The 15,448-nt window shown below is 70.0% G+C and carries 17 protein-coding genes; 8 read left to right on the forward strand and 9 right to left on the reverse strand.

Annotation, left to right across the window (positions count from 1 at the left end; translation table 11 throughout):
• Positions 1–55: 55 nt before the first annotated feature.
• Positions 56–553, forward strand: a complete 498-nt coding sequence (locus tag BLQ62_RS13765; RefSeq protein WP_068568510.1) for an LppP/LprE family lipoprotein — start codon at positions 56–58, stop codon at positions 551–553.
• On the opposite strand, the gene BLQ62_RS13770 is transcribed toward BLQ62_RS13765, so the two are convergent.
• On the reverse strand, positions 550–1,047 hold the full coding sequence (locus BLQ62_RS13770; protein ID WP_068568512.1) for a VOC family protein: 498 nt from the start codon (positions 1,045–1,047) through the stop codon (positions 550–552). The two genes, BLQ62_RS13765 and BLQ62_RS13770, sit on opposite strands and share 4 nt — an antisense overlap.
• A gap of 76 nt (positions 1,048–1,123) precedes the next feature.
• Between BLQ62_RS13770 and BLQ62_RS13775 the strand changes: the two genes are divergently transcribed.
• The gene (locus BLQ62_RS13775) at positions 1,124–1,888 is read left to right on the forward strand and encodes an AraC family transcriptional regulator (protein WP_068568514.1); all 765 of its coding nucleotides are present in this window, start codon (positions 1,124–1,126) and stop codon (positions 1,886–1,888) included.
• Here BLQ62_RS13775 and BLQ62_RS13780 read toward each other — a convergent pair whose 3' ends face one another.
• From BLQ62_RS13780 to BLQ62_RS13805, 6 genes are all read right to left on the reverse strand, one after another.
• Positions 1,889–2,152 carry an Rv1893 family protein gene (locus tag BLQ62_RS13780; RefSeq protein ID WP_068568516.1) on the reverse strand — a complete coding sequence of 88 codons (264 nt, stop codon included), beginning with the start codon at positions 2,150–2,152 and terminating at the stop codon, positions 1,889–1,891. It lies immediately after the preceding gene.
• Between the two features lie 26 nt (positions 2,153–2,178).
• Entirely contained in the window at positions 2,179–2,967 is a 789-nt protein-coding gene (gene eutC, locus BLQ62_RS13785; RefSeq protein ID WP_068568518.1) for an ethanolamine ammonia-lyase subunit EutC, read from the reverse strand.
• On the reverse strand, positions 2,964–4,379 hold the full coding sequence (locus BLQ62_RS13790) for an ethanolamine ammonia-lyase subunit EutB (RefSeq protein ID WP_068568520.1): 1,416 nt from the start codon (positions 4,377–4,379) through the stop codon (positions 2,964–2,966). Before BLQ62_RS13790 ends, eutC begins: the two co-directional genes overlap by 4 nt.
• Before the next feature lie 26 nt (positions 4,380–4,405).
• Positions 4,406–5,668: an HAD family hydrolase gene (locus tag BLQ62_RS13795; RefSeq protein WP_170842913.1), complete on the reverse strand. Its 1,263-nt coding sequence runs from the start codon at positions 5,666–5,668 to the stop codon at positions 4,406–4,408.
• Positions 5,665–7,110 (reverse strand): ethanolamine permease, encoded by a 1,446-nt coding sequence (gene eat / locus BLQ62_RS13800; RefSeq protein ID WP_068568522.1) that lies wholly within the window; start codon positions 7,108–7,110, stop codon positions 5,665–5,667. The genes BLQ62_RS13795 and eat overlap by 4 nt, the downstream gene beginning before the upstream one ends.
• 98 nt (positions 7,111–7,208) lie before the next feature.
• Entirely contained in the window at positions 7,209–7,826 is a 618-nt protein-coding gene (locus BLQ62_RS13805; protein ID WP_068533826.1) for a TetR/AcrR family transcriptional regulator, read from the reverse strand.
• 65 nt (positions 7,827–7,891) lie between these two features.
• On the opposite strand from BLQ62_RS13805, the gene BLQ62_RS13810 reads away from it, so the two are divergent.
• The 4 genes from BLQ62_RS13810 to BLQ62_RS13825 all read left to right on the forward strand — a co-directional run bounded on the left by BLQ62_RS13810 (position 7,892) and on the right by BLQ62_RS13825 (position 12,076).
• Positions 7,892–8,815: a metal-dependent hydrolase gene (locus BLQ62_RS13810; protein ID WP_068568524.1), complete on the forward strand. Its 924-nt coding sequence runs from the start codon at positions 7,892–7,894 to the stop codon at positions 8,813–8,815.
• A 3-nt stretch (positions 8,816–8,818) separates the two neighbouring features.
• Positions 8,819–9,949: a DUF7802 domain-containing protein gene (locus BLQ62_RS13815; protein WP_068568526.1), complete on the forward strand. Its 1,131-nt coding sequence runs from the start codon at positions 8,819–8,821 to the stop codon at positions 9,947–9,949.
• The gene (locus BLQ62_RS13820) at positions 9,946–10,668 is read left to right on the forward strand and encodes an MgtC/SapB family protein (RefSeq protein ID WP_068533832.1); all 723 of its coding nucleotides are present in this window, start codon (positions 9,946–9,948) and stop codon (positions 10,666–10,668) included. Before BLQ62_RS13815 ends, BLQ62_RS13820 begins: the two co-directional genes overlap by 4 nt.
• A 100-nt stretch (positions 10,669–10,768) precedes the next feature.
• The gene (locus tag BLQ62_RS13825) at positions 10,769–12,076 is read left to right on the forward strand and encodes a KasA/KasB family beta-ketoacyl-ACP synthase (protein WP_068568908.1); all 1,308 of its coding nucleotides are present in this window, start codon (positions 10,769–10,771) and stop codon (positions 12,074–12,076) included.
• Between the two features lie 63 nt (positions 12,077–12,139).
• On the opposite strand, the gene BLQ62_RS13830 is transcribed toward BLQ62_RS13825, so the two are convergent.
• Positions 12,140–12,652: a TetR/AcrR family transcriptional regulator gene (locus BLQ62_RS13830; RefSeq protein WP_068568528.1), complete on the reverse strand. Its 513-nt coding sequence runs from the start codon at positions 12,650–12,652 to the stop codon at positions 12,140–12,142.
• 74 nt (positions 12,653–12,726) lie between these two features.
• Between BLQ62_RS13830 and BLQ62_RS13835 the strand changes: the two genes are divergently transcribed.
• Positions 12,727–13,386, forward strand: coding sequence for a lysophospholipid acyltransferase family protein (locus BLQ62_RS13835; protein WP_068568911.1), 660 nt, complete (start codon positions 12,727–12,729; stop codon positions 13,384–13,386).
• A gap of 4 nt (positions 13,387–13,390) precedes the next feature.
• On the opposite strand, the gene BLQ62_RS13840 is transcribed toward BLQ62_RS13835, so the two are convergent.
• A complete protein-coding gene (locus tag BLQ62_RS13840) occupies positions 13,391–14,041 on the reverse strand; it encodes a TetR/AcrR family transcriptional regulator (protein ID WP_068568530.1) in 651 nt (216 codons plus the stop codon).
• Between the two features lie 167 nt (positions 14,042–14,208).
• Between BLQ62_RS13840 and BLQ62_RS13845 the strand changes: the two genes are divergently transcribed.
• Positions 14,209–15,438: an oxygenase MpaB family protein gene (locus BLQ62_RS13845; RefSeq protein ID WP_068568532.1), complete on the forward strand. Its 1,230-nt coding sequence runs from the start codon at positions 14,209–14,211 to the stop codon at positions 15,436–15,438.
• Positions 15,439–15,448 lie beyond the last annotated feature (10 nt).

Below are 15,448 nucleotides of genomic sequence, written 5' to 3' on the forward strand. Positions count from 1 at the left end.
CCAGTGCCCGTCGATGGAGCCAGCGTCGACCTCCCGTCAAGGAAGGACCGAAGCCATGCGCAAGCCTCTGACCGCACTCGCCCTGTCCGCTGCGGCGGCCGCCACGGGGATCGCGACCGCCACCGTCGGGGCCGGGACAGCGGGTGCCGCGCCCGTCACCTGCCCCGAGATCCCGCAGGACCGGATCGACAGCGCGATCGCCTCGATCGCGCCGCCGATGCCCGGAGTGCCGTGGGTCGTCGAAGCCATGGGCGGGTCGGTGGACTGCACCCTCAACTGGGTATCGCTCGGAATCCACGGCACCGTCAGCTCTCCCCGACAGGTCCTGCTCTTCGACCGTCAGAAGTTTGCCGGGACCCCGACGAAGAAGGCACACGGATACACCTCGGTGGTCGGGAGCAACGGCCCCGGCCAGATCACCGTACGGTTCAAGTGGCTGAACCCCGGTGACGCCAACGCCAATCCCCCGGGCTCGGCCGACGTGCGGTTCCAGACGATGCCGCAGGACACTCCGCAGCCGCTCGACCCGATCCCGCCGCAGGTAGCGGACTAACCCTGGGTCGCCGCCCACTCCTCGACCCGCGCGGCGCTCTCCTCGTCACTGAGATCCTCGACGCGGGTCATGATCGACCAGCGCACGCCGAACGGGTCGCGGATGCTGGCGAACCGGTCGCCGGAGACGAAATTCGCCACCGGCTCCCGGATCGTCGCGCCCGCGGCCTCGGCGCGCGCGACCACGTCATCGACGCTGCTGCAGTACAGCCCGAGCGAGTAGCAGTCGGCGTCGCCGCCGGGCGGCGCGATGAGGCCGAACTGCTCGTTCGGCTCCCCGAGCTGAAGGCGGCCGTGACCGAAGTCCAGCTCGGCGTGCACGACGACGCCTCCCATCTCCGTGACGCCGCGTGAGCGGGCCCCGAAGACCGAGACGTAGAAGTCGATGGCCGCCTTGGCGTTCGGGATCGCGAGGAAGGGCGTCAGCGAGGAGAAGGAGTGCGGGACGCCGTCGGTGGTGTGTGCGCCGTTCGCGGCGGCGATGTTCTCTGTCATGCCGACGACGTTACGAGCGCACCCCGCCGCACCGATTGAACATTCGCGACAGATCCCGCGCGCCTAGGATCGATCCGTGAACCCCCGCGGCATCCTCTACCCGGCGCAGCTGCCGACCTTCGAGCGCCGGGAGCCGTCCCCCGCAGCGGACGCACTGGTGCGCTGGTTCTGGATCTCCCAGTGGGAGATCGCGCCCGGCCGCACCTCGCGCCAGGACGTACTGGCCTTCCCCGCGCTCAACCTCGTCGTCGAGACGGATCTGGTCGGTCTCGCGGGCGCCACGACGGAGCGCTCGCACCGCGACCTCGTCAGCACGGGATGGGCCGTGGGTGCGCTCCTGAGGCCCGCGGCGACCCCCGCGGTCACCGACGACGCCCGCGCGATCCTGAACGGCTACCCCACCGTCGACGCACCGGACCTGCACGCGGACGTCACCGCGGCGATGACGCGCGGGGACCTCGCGGGCGCCTGCCTCGCCGTCGAATCCTGGCTCACGGCACGGGTTCCGACGGTGACCGACGACGCCGCGCTCGCGAACCGCCTCGTCGTCACGATCGAGGAGGACGAGACGATCCTCACCGTGGAGGACGCGGCGGCGACGATCGGAGTCTCGCCGCGGACGGCACAGCGCCTGACCCGTCGTTTCGTGGGCCTGACGCCGCTCGCCCTGATCCATCGCCGCCGGTTGCAGGAGGCGGCGCACCGGCTGAGCACGGAACCGGACACCACGGTCGCCGAGATCGCCGCGGAGCTCGGCTACGCCGACCAGCCGCATCTCGTGCGCGACTTCCGCAAGGTGCTCGGCTTCACGCCGGGCGGGTACCGCCGGACCGCGCGCTGATCAGTCCTTACGCGTCACCTTGTCGGCCACCGCATCGGAGACTTCGCGGGCCGCGACGAGGTTCTCCCCCGCGAGCTTGACGCCCTCGGTGGTCGCCGACGTCGCGATGTCCGCCGCGCTCGCGGCCATGCGGCCCACGCCGCCCTTCACATCGCCGCCTAGCGCCTCGCCCGCGCCCTCGACGATCTCGCCGGACTTGCGCACAGAATCGGCCGCGATCCTGGTGACCGCCTCGATGTTCTCCTGGATCCGCTTGCCGATCATCGCCTACTCCTTCGCCGCGGGTGCGCTCAGTCTAGTCCGCGCTGGTCAGCGCCTTCCAGCTCCGCGCGTGAGGTGTCCTTGAGATCGACGCCGGACCGGCCGAGTCGCCGTGCGCCGACGACGAGACCTGCGGCGATCCTGGCGGCGTCGGGGTAACCGAGGCCCTCGGGCGGGTGGATGTTGGAGATGCAGTTGCGGTGCGCGTCGGTGACCCCGATGCCGAAGTCCTCGGGATCGGCGCGGTGGGTCAGGTAGATGCCGAGGCTGTCGGCGACCGAGAGCCCCGGTCGCTCCCCGATGAGCACGAGGAGGGTCCGCACGCCCAGCGCGCGGGCGACGTGGTCGCCCAGCGCGACGCGGGCCTGCGTCGCGATCACGGGCGGTGCCACCGTGACGTCGGGCGGCAGCGCGGCGATGATCGCGGCGGCCAGCGCGATGCCGTGGTCGGTGAGCGCCTTGGGCGAGAGACCGTCGGCCAGCACGAGCGCGACGTCGGCGTCCGGCACCGTCGACACCCCGGTCAGGTCCGCGGGCACCCGGCCCAGGTCGGGGCGGCGCAGGTACTCGCCGCGGTCGGCCGCCCGGCTGGTGACGACGGCGGGCTCGCCGAGTCCGAGATCACGGGCGCGGGAGAGGAATTCGTCGGCGTCGAGGGGTTGATGCACGGCGTCGCGTGCAGCCGCGTGCGCGGCGGCGAATTCGAGGACCCGCCGTGTGGGCAGCGCGTCGCCGGTGCGCCCCAGCCCGATCCGCGACTGCGTCGTGGTGCGCAGGGCGTCCCAGAAGGCGGAGTCGGTCCGCTGGGGCGCGCTCACCGCGGCACCCCCGCCGCGAGTTCGCGCAGCGGCGACGCCTCGACCGCGACGTCGCGGAGGCCACCGGATTCGTCGGTCATCCCCTGCCGCGCGAGCCAGGCATCGAACTCGGGCGCGGGCCGCAGGCCGAGTGCGCGCCGTACGTAGAGCGCGTCGTGGAAGGCGAGCGACTGGTAGCCGAGCATCACGTCGTCGGCGCCGGGAACGGTGATGACGAACGACACCCCGGCCACGCCGAGCAGCGTGAGCAGGTCGTCCATGTCGTCCTGGTCGGCCTCGGCGTGGTTGGTGTAGCAGACGTCCACGCCCATGGGCAGGCCGAGGAGTTTGCCGCAGAAGTGGTCCTCGAGTCCGGCGCGGGTGATCTGCTTGCCGTCGTAGAGGTACTCGGGCCCGATGAACCCGACCACGGTGTTCACCAGCAGCGGATCGAGGTGCCGGGCGACGGCGTAGGCGCGGGTCTCGAGCGTCTGCTGGTCGACGGGCGCGCCGTCGGTGCCCAGGTGCGTGCCGGACGAGAGCGCCGAGCCCTGCCCCGTCTCCAGGTACATCACGTTGTTCCCGACGGTGCCGCGCCCCAGCTCGCGCGCGGCGGCGTTCGCTTCCTCGAGGAGTCGGATCGTCACGCCGAAGGCGGAATTGGCGCCCTCGGTGCCGGCGATCGACTGGAAGACCAGGTCGACGGGGGCGCCCTGCTCGATGAGCCCCAGCGTCGTGGTGACGTGACTGAGCACGCACGACTGGGTGGGGATGTCGAAGCGGGTGCGCACCTCGTCGAGCAGGTGCAGCAGGTCCGAGGTGGCGTGCGGCGAGTCGGTGGCGGGATTGATCCCGATCACCGCGTCGCCGCAGCCGAGCAGCAGACCGTCGAGGGTGGCGGCGGCGATGCCGCGGGGATCGTCGGTCGGGTGGTTCGGCTGCAGGCGGGTGGCGAGCGTGCCCGGCAGCCCGACGGTGGTGCGGAAGCCCGCGGTGACCCGGACGGCGCGTGCGACGGCGATGAGGTCCTGGTTGCGCATCAGCTTGCTCACCGCCGCCACCATCTCCGGCGTCAGGGCAGGTCCGAGCGCGGCGAGCCGGGCACCGGCATCGTCGGCGACGGCGATCCGCAGCAGGAGGTCCCGCAGGTCCCCGACGGTCAGGTGCGCGATCGGGGCGAAGGCGGACCGGTCGTGGCTGTCGATGATGAGGCGGGTGACCTCGTCGGACTCGTACGGCACCACGAGCTCCTCGAGCAGCGCGGTCAAAGGGACCTCCGCGAGGGCCCACTTCGCGGCGGCCCGCTCGGCGTCGGACGCCGCCGCGCAGCCGGCGAGCTGATCGCCCGACCGCAGCGGCGTCGCCTTGGCCAGCAGGTCGGCCATGGACGTGAAGGTGAAACTCTCCCCGCGGACGGATTGGGTGCGGATCATGCTTGCTCCGTTTTCAGACGTGACTTCTAGTAGACGGTATCCGCGACGGACCCCAACGGGGCGCCGTCGGCGCCGCGGACGGGCACCTTCGCACCGGCGGCGTCGGTGCCCGCGGTCGCGCACGCGTACGGCTTCGCCTGCGGCTTCGGCTCGATGAACATGGGGTTGACCAGCCACTTGCCGTCGGCGTTCGCGTAGGCGGTGCACATCAGCTCGGGGACGTTGCGGTTGATCACCAGCCGCAGGCCGGTGGCGTCGCCGAGGAAGGTGAGGTCGGTGACGGAGTCGCCGGCGGAGAACACCTGCCGCCGGTCCTCCGGCGCTCGCTGCCAGGCCTGCGCACCGGTGATCCCGAGGACCTCCTGGTTGACCAGGCACCGCTTGCCGTCGATGTAGTTGATCACCGAGTCGTCGCCGTCGGGGACGTCGCCGCAGCCGCGCAGGTGCGGAGCGATCTTCCCGTCGGCGACGACGGGGCGGATGCCGATCAGCTTGTCGGGCGCGAGCCCGACCTCGGGCGCCCATGCCCGCACGACGGGCTGTGCGGAGGCGGAGATGATCCGCACGTCGAAGCCGTTGTCCACCAGCGTCCCGATCAGGTCCTTGATCTGGCTGTAGTAGCGCACCCAGGCGGCCACCTCGGTGGTCCCGACGACCTGCTTCGCCCCCTCGGGCGCGGCGAGCGCCTCGGTGCGGGCGGCCTTCGCGAAGTCCTCGACCTCCGCCTCGGTGTACCCGGCCATGAGCTGGACGACCCAGGCGTACGCGGGCTCCATGCGGCGGTGGTCGTAGCCGGCGAACGCGGCCCTGCCGCCGATCTCGCCGTCGTCGACGACGCCGACGAGCGCGTCGGCGCAGCGGGTGTCGCGGTCCGTGGGCAGCGGTGCGCCCGGCGCCGCGAGCGCGGTCGGGCACGCCGCGGCGAGGGCCTGCGCCGCCTCGGGGACGAGGTAGCGGCTGGTGGTCCGCCAGTCGCCGTTCGCGGGCTGGCGGATCTTGCCGGTGCGGATCATCCAGTACGCGGTCGCCGAGCCGATGTCGTTGCGCACCACGGTGTTGTCCCAGTCGAACAGGGCGACGGGGGCGGCACCGTCGTGCCCGGCACCGCAGTGGCCGCGTTCGGCGATGAGCTGCTGGAGGCGGTCGTGGTTGTCGCCGTACCAGCCCGCGTCGGCCGCGAGGCTGCGGCACTCGGCGGCCTCGTCCTGTGCGTCGCTCGTGGTGCAGCCGGCGAGCGGTGCGAGCGCCAGGAGCGCCGCGGCGAGCAGCGCCGCGTGGGTGCGCCTCACTGCAGTTCCCGTTCGGCGTCGGCGAGGGCGGCGAACTCCTCGTCGGGCGAGTTGGCCACCAGGTGGTGGCGACTGTAGACGCCGAAGTAGACGAGGAAGGCGGCGAACGCCGCGAGGGTCAGGCCCGCCGCGGTCGGGTCGACGAGGAACGTCGCGACTACAGCGGCGCACGCGATGACCAGGGCGAACGAGGTGGTGACGATGCCTCCGGGCGTGCGGTACGGGCGCGGCATGTCGGGCTCGCGGCGGCGCAGCACGATGTGGCTGACCATCATGAGCACGTAGCTCACTGCGGCGCCGAAGACGGCCATGTTGAGCAGCATCGCGCCTTTACCGGTGAGCGAGAGGGCGAAACCGATGACGCCGGGGACGATGAGCGCGAGGACCGGCGCCTTGCGCGCGTTGGTGATCGAGAGGCTCTTCGGGAGGTAGCCCGCGCGCGAGAGCGCGAAGGTCTGGCGGGAGTAGGCGTACATGATCGAGAAGAAGCTCGCGACCAGGCCGGCGAGGCCGATGTAGTTGACCACCTTCGCCGCGGTGCCGTCGCCCAGCGCCTCGACCAGCGGGTTGCCGGATCCGGCCATCGCGCTCGCTCCGGCGGCGCCGGGGGCGAGGAGGAAGACGGTGGCGCCGGTGAGGACGAGGATCCCCATCGCGACGATGATGCCGCGGGGCACGTTCTTCTCCGGCTCGCGCGCCTCCTCCGCGGCGAGCGGAACGCCCTCGATGGCGAGGAAGAACCAGATCGCGAACGGCACGGCCGCCCAGATGCCGAGGTAGCCGTACGGCAGCCAGCTCGACGCGCCTGCGGCGTCGGTCACGGCGATGTCGGTGAGGTTGTGAGCGTCGAACTTCCCGATGGCGAAGACCGCGAAGATCACCAGGCCCACCAGGGCGATCGCGGTGATGACGAACATCGCCTTGAGTGCCTCGCCGGCGCCGGTGAGGTGGATGCCGATGAACAGCGCGTAGACGAACAGGTAGACCCACCAGCCGTCGGTGATGCCGAACAGGTTCAGTGATTCGACGTAGGAGCCGATGAAGGTGGCGATCGCTGCGGGCGCGATGGAGTATTCGATGAGGATCGCGATGCCCGTGGCGTAGCCGCCCCAGGGGCCCATCGCCCGTCGGGCGAAGGTGTAGCCGCCGCCGGCCGCGGGCAGCGCCGAGGACATCTCGGCCATGCCGAGCACCATCGCGAGGTACATGCCGGCGATGATCACCGCGGCGATGGCCAGGCCGCCCCATCCGCCCTGCGCGAGTCCGTTGTTCCAGCCGGCGTAGTCGCCGGAGATCACGTAGCTCACGCCGAGGCCCGCGAGCAGCACCCATCCGGCCGAGCCGGAGCGGAGGGTGCGTTTGGCGAGGTAGTCGTCGGATTCGATGGTCGCGTCCACCCCGTCGTGGTGGAGCTGTTGCGGCGCCTGGCGCTCTGTACTCATATCGGCCTTCCTGATCACGGTCGATCCTGTTCCCGGCGTGTTTCCGGGCCGGTATCGGCGTGTTTCACCGACGGTTCCTGTCGGTGTGATCTGGAACACTACGAGTCAAGCGTTGCAGCGGGGTTGCAGCGCAGGTCGCCGACGGCGGGGGCCACCCATCGACGGAGGTATGCGCGCAGTTCGTCCTGCGCGCGGGGCGGGTCGCCCGGGGAGATGAAGAAGGACTGCATGATGCGCAGCTGGAACTCCACGAGCTCGCGCAGCCGCTGCTCGTCGTAGCCGTGGGCGGACCAGTCGACGTCGAAGCGCTGGATCATGGTCATGCCGAAGGCCATGGCCTGCCCGGACGCGATGGCCTCGGTGTGCGAGTACTCGCCCGCCAGCATGAGCCGCAGGTGCGGGGCGCGCGGCACCTGATCGAGAGTGAAGACGATGCCCTCGACCACGGCCTCCGCGGGGTCGTCGATGCCGTGCACGTGGGCCGCGAGCCGGTCCAGGAACGCACCCACCGATTGCACGGCCGCGGCCTGCAGCAGCGCGTCGACGGTCGGGAAGTAGCGGTAGACCGTCTGCCGGATCACGCCGAGTGCGTCGGCCACCTCCGCGATCGACGTGGTGCCGCGCTCGCCGATGATCTCCACCGCGGCCGCGACGATGCGCGCGGACGCCTCCTCGTCGCCGCCCGGCGGCGAACCACCCCATCCCCTGCGTGCCATCGCCCCAGGCTACAGCTTCGCGCGTTCTCAACATACAGAACGTGTTCTATGTGTATGGTCGCCCCATGACGGACCTGCACCCCCGCAAGATGGACTTCCACTTCGACGAGGCGCCCGTGCCCTTCGTGTGGAACCCGGACAACCCCGCCTTCTCGTCGATGATGAACGCGGTCAGCTTCCTCGCCGTCGGCTTCGAGAAGATGATCGTCAAGCTGATCCTTCAGCTGCGAAAGGAGTTCGCCGACCCGGAGGTCGCAGCGGAGGCCAACGCCTTCATGCAGCAGGAGGGGCACCACTCGACCGCGCACCGTCGGCACGTCCAGGCCCTCATCGCCCAGTACCCGGGCCTGGAGAACACCCTCGACGCGGTGATCGGCGAATTCGACCTGCTCACCGAAGCCACCTCCACGGACTACCGGCTGGCGTACACGGCCGATCTCGAGGCGACGTTCACGCCGGTGTTCAAGCTCATGCTCGACAACGAGGAGGCACTGTTCCGCCCCGGCGACGATCGGGTCGCGTCGATGTTCTTGTGGCACTTCGTCGAAGAGGTCGAGCACCGCAGCTCCGCGCTCATCATCTACAACGCGATCGTGGGCAGCGAGGTGTACCGGATGCGGATGGCGCCGTCGATCTTCGCGCACGTGCTCAAGGTGATCCGCATCGCCTGCGCGGGCTTCAATCAGCATGTGCCGCTCAAGGACCGGCACGTCGATGCGTTGTCGATGTTCGGCCGGTACCGGCTCAAGCAGAAGGTGCTCGTCGCCGTCGCGCCGCACCTGACGAAGGGAGCGATGCCGCGCGCCTTCGACGTACTCCCCAAGGCGGAGCAGGCCGTCGCACTCAAAGGCATCATCCGGAGCCAGATGCCGCTGCACGATCCCGCGCACGAGAACCTGCCGGAACTCGCCGGGGAATGGCTGCGACGCTACGACAGCGGCGTGGACTGCACCCGCTGGTACGCCTCCTCCGCGGCGATCGGGGCCTGACCGATGGACCTGTGCACCCCCACGTTCGACGCGCTCGCGCGCCGTATGGGCTTCACCTGCGACGACACCGGCGGGCTGGTCTCCGTCCGCAGCCCGTTCCAGCTCGAGAACTGGACGCTGCCGGCGCTGGAGGTGACGATCATCGTCGGCTCGATCCTGATGCTGGTGCACGCCTTCCGGCGCTGGCGGCAGGGCGATGCGACGAATCTCGCGGTCTGGTTCGGCGCGACGGCGTACCTGTTCGTCATCGAGCCGCCGCTGTACTTCCCGGGCGCGTTCGGCATCGAGGGGTACGTGGACACGATGTTCGCGCACAACCTGTTCACGGTCGAATTCCTGTGGGGCCGGCTGCCGCTCTACATCGTGGCGATCTACCCCCTGATGGCGACGATGTCGTTCGAGATCGTCCGGATGCTCGGCGTGTTCCGGCGGTGCGGCATCATCCTGGGCGCGTGCACCGTCGGTCTGGTGCACGGCGCGTTCTACGAGATCTTCGACCACCTCGGCCCGCAGCTGCGCTGGTGGGAGTGGGCGCCCGACAATCCGATCAACCTGCCGTTCTTCGCGTCCGTCCCGATGGGCTCGGTCGTGGTCTTCGCCGCGCTCTGGCCCATGTCGCTGGCGTTGTGCGTCCAGTTCATGGTCGGCCGCCACGTCGATGCGGGCGTCCGGTTCGCCGGCCCTCAGCTGGTGTGGCGCACCGTCGTCATCGGGCTCGCGGCCTCGGTGGGCACCTTCCTGCTGCCCCTGCCCGCCACGATCCTCGGGCTGGCCGGCGACACGGTGCGCGGCACCGTCTACGCCCTGGAACTGGCGCTGATGGCGGCGGCCGCGCTGTACGCCGTCCGGCGGGCGTCGACGGCGGGCGCACCGTCGATTCCGGCGCACCGCAACCGCCTGGTCCAGACGTACGCGAGCCTGTACGTCGTGGTCTTCGCCGGGCTGTGGATCGCCGCGCTGCCCGACTACTTCCGCGCGGAGAACGGCGTGACCGCCGCGGGCGATCCCGTCGGGAACCTGCCCTTCGCTCTGCTGTGCTTCGCGGTCGCGATCGGCGCCGTGGCGTCGACGTTCCTGCTCCGTGCGCGGGAACCGCTTGCATCCGAGCAGATCGGGAGCACCATGGAGGTGTGAGCACGCTCGCGGACTCATGGATCAGCGCCGGCCAGGGATGGCGCCAGATCGAGCAACTCGTCCTCGCGTTCGCCCTGTCCACCGTGGTCGGGCTCGAGCGCGAGTTCCGCGGCAAGAGCGCCGGCCTGCGCACCCAGGCCATCGTCGGCACCACGTCGGCCCTGATCCTGCTGGTCAGCAAGTACGGCTTCAGCAACGTGCTCGCCCCGGAGACCGTGGTCCTCGATCCGTCCCGCGTCGCTGCGCAGATCGTCTCGGGCATCGGCTTCCTCGGCGCCGGCTTGATCATCACGCGGCGCGGCGCGATCCGGGGCCTCACCACAGCCGCCGCCGTGTGGGAGACCGCCGCGATCGGCATGGCCGCCGGCGCCGGACTGGAGATCCTCGCGGTCGCGGTGACGGGGCTGCACTTCGTCGCGGTTCTCGGATTCACGCCGCTGGGCCGGATGGTCGCGGCGCGCGGCACGGCCGAGCGCAGCCTCACCGTCACCTACCGCGACGGGGCGGGCGTACTACGGGACGTCCTCGCCTCGTGCTCGCGCCGGGGCTGGAGTGTGGCCTCGCTCACCGTCCTCGACGGCCCCGCCGGCGAGGACGGGCCCGACCGGGAGGTCACCGTCGCGTTATCGCTGGTGGGACGGGGTGTGACGGAGGCGGGCGCGACGCTCGGCGGCGTCGACGGGGTGCTCCGCGTCGACCGCGGAGCGGACGAGGACTGAAGGTGAACCGAACGGTTCGTGACGATCCCACAAGAGACGGCTGTGAAGTTCTCACCTGAGAACAGCCGGATGGGCGGTCCGATCCTGTTTCATGGAGGACATGGCAGACATCCGGAGTTTCAGCACGCTCGGCGGACAGTTCCCCAACGTCGTGGTCACCGCGATCGAGATGACCACCTCGATCGGCACCGACACCGAGTCCACGTGGGCCGGCCTCCTGGCCGGCAAGAGCGGCATTCGCGAGCTCAAGGGCGATTTCATCGGCGTGGACATCGCCGATCTCCCGGTCCGCTTCGGCGGCCAGCTGCTCGAGGACCCCACCTCCGAGGTCCCCGAGCGCCCCGACCGCAAGTACGCGGGCGACATCAGCAAGCAGCACGTCAGCAAGCGCCGCATGTCCTACGTGGAGCAGGCCGCACACGTGATCACCAAGCGCCTGTGGGACAACGCCGGACGCCCCGACGTGGACCACAACCGCCTCGCCGCGGTCGTCGGCACCGGCCTCGGCGGCGGCGAGTCGATGGTCGAGGCCGTCGACGCGCTGCGCGACCACGGCGTCCGCAAGGTCTCGCCGTTCACCGTCCAGATGGCCATGCCGAACGGTGCCTGCGCCGTCTCGGCGCTGGAGATCGGCGCCCGCGCGGGCGCCATCGCCCCGGTGTCGGCCTGCTCGACCGGCAACGAGGCCATCGCCCACGCCTGGCGCCAGATCGTCATGGGCGACGCCGATATCGCCGTCTGTGGTGGCATCGAGGGCAAGATCGACAGCCCCGTCATCGCCCCGTTCGCCATGATGCGCGCGCTCTCGACCCGTAACGACGATCCGCTGGCCGCCTCGCGTCCGTTCGACAAGGACCGCGACGGCTTCGTCTTCGGCGAGGCGCAGACGCTGATGATCATCGAGACCGAGGAGCACGCCCTCGCCCGCGGCGCGAAGCCCATCGCCCGCCTGCTCGGCGCCGGCATCACCTCGGACGGCTACCACATGGTCTCCCCCGACGTCGAGGGCGGCGGCGCCGCGCGCGCCATGAAGCGCGCCATGCAGACCGCCGGCCTGCAGAGCTCGGACATCGACTACATCAACGCGCACGCGACCGCGACCCCGATCGGCGACCTCGCCGAGGCCAAGGCCATCAACGCGGTCGTCGGCACCGACGCGGCGATCTACGCCCCCAAGGGCGCGCTGGGCCACTCGATCGGCGCCGTCGGCGCCCTCGAGGCCGCCCTGACGGTGCTGTCGCTGCGCGACGGCGTCATCCCGCCCACCCTGAACCTGGAGAACCAGGATCCGGAGATCGAGCTCGACGTGGTGCACGGCGAGGCGCGCAAGGGCGACTTCACGTACGCCCTGAACAACTCGTTCGGCTTCGGCGGCCACGACGTGGCCCTCGCCTTCGGCAAGTACTGAGCCGCAGCTCTTCTCACGACGCCGCCCGCCCCTGATTCTCAGGAGCGGGCGGCGTCGTCCGTATCAGGCGGCCGCGAGGCGTTCGGCGACGGCGCGGACGTACCTCTCGTCCACGGTCACCCCCGTGGTTGCGATGGCCGCTGTGCGGGCGAGGACACAGAGGCCGTGGATCGCCGACCACAGCTCGATCGCGCGATCGATGCCCCCGAGACGTTCCGCCAGCGCGTCGATCCAGGGGCGGGTGACCTCACGGAGGTTCCCACCGGCACCGTCGAGCAGATCGTGGCGGAAGATCAGATCGAACATGTGCGGGCGCTCCGCGGAAAAGCGCCAGTACGCCACCGCCGCGTCGTCGATGCCGCCCGCCAGCGCGGGTGCCAGGACGCGATCGAGATCGTCGACCCCCTCCCTGGCGATGGCCGCGAGCAGCGAAGCGAGCGTCGGGAAGTACCTCCGTGGGGCCCCGTGTGACAGCCCCGCGGCCGCCGCGACGGACCGTACCCCCACCGCGGCGACGCCCTCCGCATCCACCATGACGGTTCCGGCGCGGATCAGAGCTTCTCGTGTCGCATCCACGTTGACAGTGTCTACGGACTGAGGCAGGCTGGCAAGCACACGTAGACAGTGTCTACGAATTGGAGGAGGTCACCGTGTTCTACTCCCTGTACAAACACGTTCTGATCGGTCCGGCGCTGCGCGCCGTTGTTCGCGTCGAGGCGATCGGTGCCGGAAACATTCCTCGGCACGGTCCGGTGATCCTGGCAGCGAATCACCTCGCGGAGGTCGACTCCCTGGTCCTCCCCCTGGCAGCGCCGCGGGAGATCGCCTTCCTGGCGAAGTCGGAGTACTTCACCGGCACCGGGGTCCGTGGTCGGCTGTCGCGCTGGTTCTTCCAGTCCGCGGGGCAGATCCCCGTCGACCGATCGGGTGGCGGCACCGCCGCGCTGAACGCAGCGGTCGCTCATCTTCGACGGGGCGGCGCCTGGGGGATCTACCCCGAGGGCACCCGCTCCCCCGATGGGCGCCTCTACCGGGGACACACCGGACTCGCGCGGGTCGCCCAGCAGGTGCCGGGCGCAGTGGTCGTACCGGTGGGATTGAGCGGCACGGACACCGTCAACCCGCCCGGCCCGCGACGGTCGCTCCGACCGGGCCGCGTGACAGTGCGTTTCGGCGCTCCGCTCGAAATCGGCGGCCTCATCGACGAGCACGGGATCCGCGATGCGACCGACGAAGTGATGCGCCGCATTCACACGCTCACAAGCCAAACGATCGCGAGCGACTACGCGGCTCCACGACTGCGCTCGTAACGAGCTAACGGACCCCGCCCGCCGTGGTGCCACGCGTCAGTACCTCCAACGCCTGATCGCCGGACCGGATCACATCCTCGGCACTCAGCGGCCGCGGATTACCCTCGAGCGACAACGCGGCCAGCCCCACCCAGGCACCGAACAGGAAGTGCGACATCAAGCGTGCATCCAACGGGAGAACCTCACCGGCGTCGATAGAGTCCTGAATCAGGCCTTCGAACGCGATCCTCGTCGCCTCCAATTGACGGTCGATGCGCGCATCCGTGGGCGACACCGGCTCGTCGGTCCGGAGTTCGCGCGCGATCAGATACCGGGTCAGCGCCGGCCTGTCGACGAGCATGCGCAAGTAGGCGCGCCCGGTCGCAACCACTCGCTCGACCGCGCTCCCCCCGCCGGAACTCGCAGCGGCGACCTCCTCGAACGCCGCCGTCAACAGGCGCTCGGTCGTAGACGCGACGAGCCCGTCCTTGGTACCGAAATGGACGTACACCGTCGCGGGGGCCGTTCCGGCACGAGCAGCAACATCCTCGATGCGGACCGACTCCGGGGCGGTACGCCCGAGTAGGTCCTCGGCTGCGGCAATGATCGCAGCGCGCGTCTTGGCTCGCCGCCGTTCACCGCGCGCCGCCGGGCCCACCGGCTCTTCCATCGTCATCGCCGCTGATCGTAATCGAGCGGGCACTCCCTCCTCCTGACCCGACCACTCCCCGGACCGACACACCGAGCCCCCACCTCCAAATCAGAGTCACACTCTAGACAGGAGTCGGACTCTACTTTAGAGTGAGACTCTGATTAACTGAACCACTCAGCGCAGGAGATGTCATGAACCCCGCCCTCACCCCCACCACGCCCGCAGCGACCGGTCCGCTCGTCGAGCGGGTGACCGAATTGACCGACCTCGCACGCATTCCCGGCGCCGAGGTCTATCTCAGCGCTGACGAGGTCGACTACGAGGCCTGGAATCACGTCGGCGATCCGCTCGCCGAGGATCTGGTCGAGCTGATGCGCAGGAGAAAGATGATGGGTGGCGATCTGTACGCAAACGCGCGGGCCCTCGAGACAGAGGGGGCACCGGAGGCGATCGCGTTCTTCGCGGACGTCGAGACCTTGCCCACCTGGTTCGACATCGATGCCTTGCGCCTCGGGGCCAGCATGGGGCGGCGCAACCCGCTCGGAATGAACATCGGTATGCATTCGGCCCTGCCGTTCACGTACATCGATCCGGCCACCTCCGAGGTCATGGGATCGACGGGGCGCCTTTCCGGCGGTAGCAGCGACTACCGCAGGAGAATGATGGAGACGGCAACCGCCTTCGTGGGAGCGCTCGACGTGGACGGCATGCTCCCCGGCGGCGAGCGGTGGATCGTGTGGGTTCGGATCCGCCTGCTGCACACGATGATCCGCCTCGGAATTCACCGTGGTGGTCGGTGGCCCCTCGCCAACAAGGGCACACCGATCAGCCAGCTCGCCACTGCGGCGTGCACGTACATCTTCGGGCAGCACCGGGTCAACATCATCGAGTTCGCAGGCGGTGTCGTGACCCAGGAGGAGCGCGACGGCTTCGCACTGATGTGGCGCTGGGTGTCGCGCATCCAGGGCGCCAACAATCAGTTGCTGGGCCGCACGCACGCCGAGGAGTTCGCACTCCAGTCCCGTGAGCACCAGTGCTTCTACGAGCCGAGCGCCAGGGGTGCGGAACTCACCGAGTACGTGATCGCCGGTGCCACCGACATGGGGCACTTCCTGGGCTCTCGGGCGATCAATCAGGCGCTCTCCCGGCAACTCCTCGCTCCGAGGATGACGGCGACGATCCCGGACGGGGATCTCCGCGAATGCCTCGACGTCGCACCGCTTCCCTTCGCGGAGGCCGTGGTCCGCACCGTATCCGTCCTGCTGAAGATCCCCAATCAGCTCACCCGACTCAAGGTCGTGCGGGACTACTTCGACAGGAACGGCCAGCAGATCCTCGACCGGGCCGTCGAACGCGGCCTCCAGGGCGTCAAGCCCGAATACCGCGGCACCCCGGTCGACGGCCGCCCCACCGATCAGTGAAGCCGCACCG

This window comes from Tsukamurella pulmonis, assembly GCF_900103175.1.
GTDB lineage: Bacteria > Actinomycetota > Actinomycetes > Mycobacteriales > Mycobacteriaceae > Tsukamurella > Tsukamurella pulmonis.

Excerpts from the sequence above, each read along its gene's own strand:
- BLQ62_RS13825 (WP_068568908.1), top strand. The coding sequence starts at position 10,769 with ATGGCAGACATCCGGAGTTTCAGCACGCTCGGCGGACAGTTCCCCAAC.
- eat (WP_068568522.1), bottom strand. The coding sequence starts at position 7,110 with ATGAGTACAGAGCGCCAGGCGCCGCAACAGCTCCACCACGACGGGGTG.
- BLQ62_RS13765 (WP_068568510.1), top strand. The coding sequence starts at position 56 with ATGCGCAAGCCTCTGACCGCACTCGCCCTGTCCGCTGCGGCGGCCGCC.
- BLQ62_RS13770 (WP_068568512.1), bottom strand. The coding sequence starts at position 1,047 with ATGACAGAGAACATCGCCGCCGCGAACGGCGCACACACCACCGACGGC.
- BLQ62_RS13815 (WP_068568526.1), top strand. The coding sequence starts at position 8,819 with ATGGACCTGTGCACCCCCACGTTCGACGCGCTCGCGCGCCGTATGGGC.
- BLQ62_RS13840 (WP_068568530.1), bottom strand. The coding sequence starts at position 14,041 with ATGACGATGGAAGAGCCGGTGGGCCCGGCGGCGCGCGGTGAACGGCGG.
- BLQ62_RS13805 (WP_068533826.1), bottom strand. The coding sequence starts at position 7,826 with ATGGCACGCAGGGGATGGGGTGGTTCGCCGCCGGGCGGCGACGAGGAG.
- BLQ62_RS13790 (WP_068568520.1), bottom strand. The coding sequence starts at position 4,379 with ATGATCCGCACCCAATCCGTCCGCGGGGAGAGTTTCACCTTCACGTCC.
- BLQ62_RS13845 (WP_068568532.1), top strand. The coding sequence starts at position 14,209 with ATGAACCCCGCCCTCACCCCCACCACGCCCGCAGCGACCGGTCCGCTC.
- BLQ62_RS13780 (WP_068568516.1), bottom strand. The coding sequence starts at position 2,152 with ATGATCGGCAAGCGGATCCAGGAGAACATCGAGGCGGTCACCAGGATC.
- BLQ62_RS13810 (WP_068568524.1), top strand. The coding sequence starts at position 7,892 with ATGACGGACCTGCACCCCCGCAAGATGGACTTCCACTTCGACGAGGCG.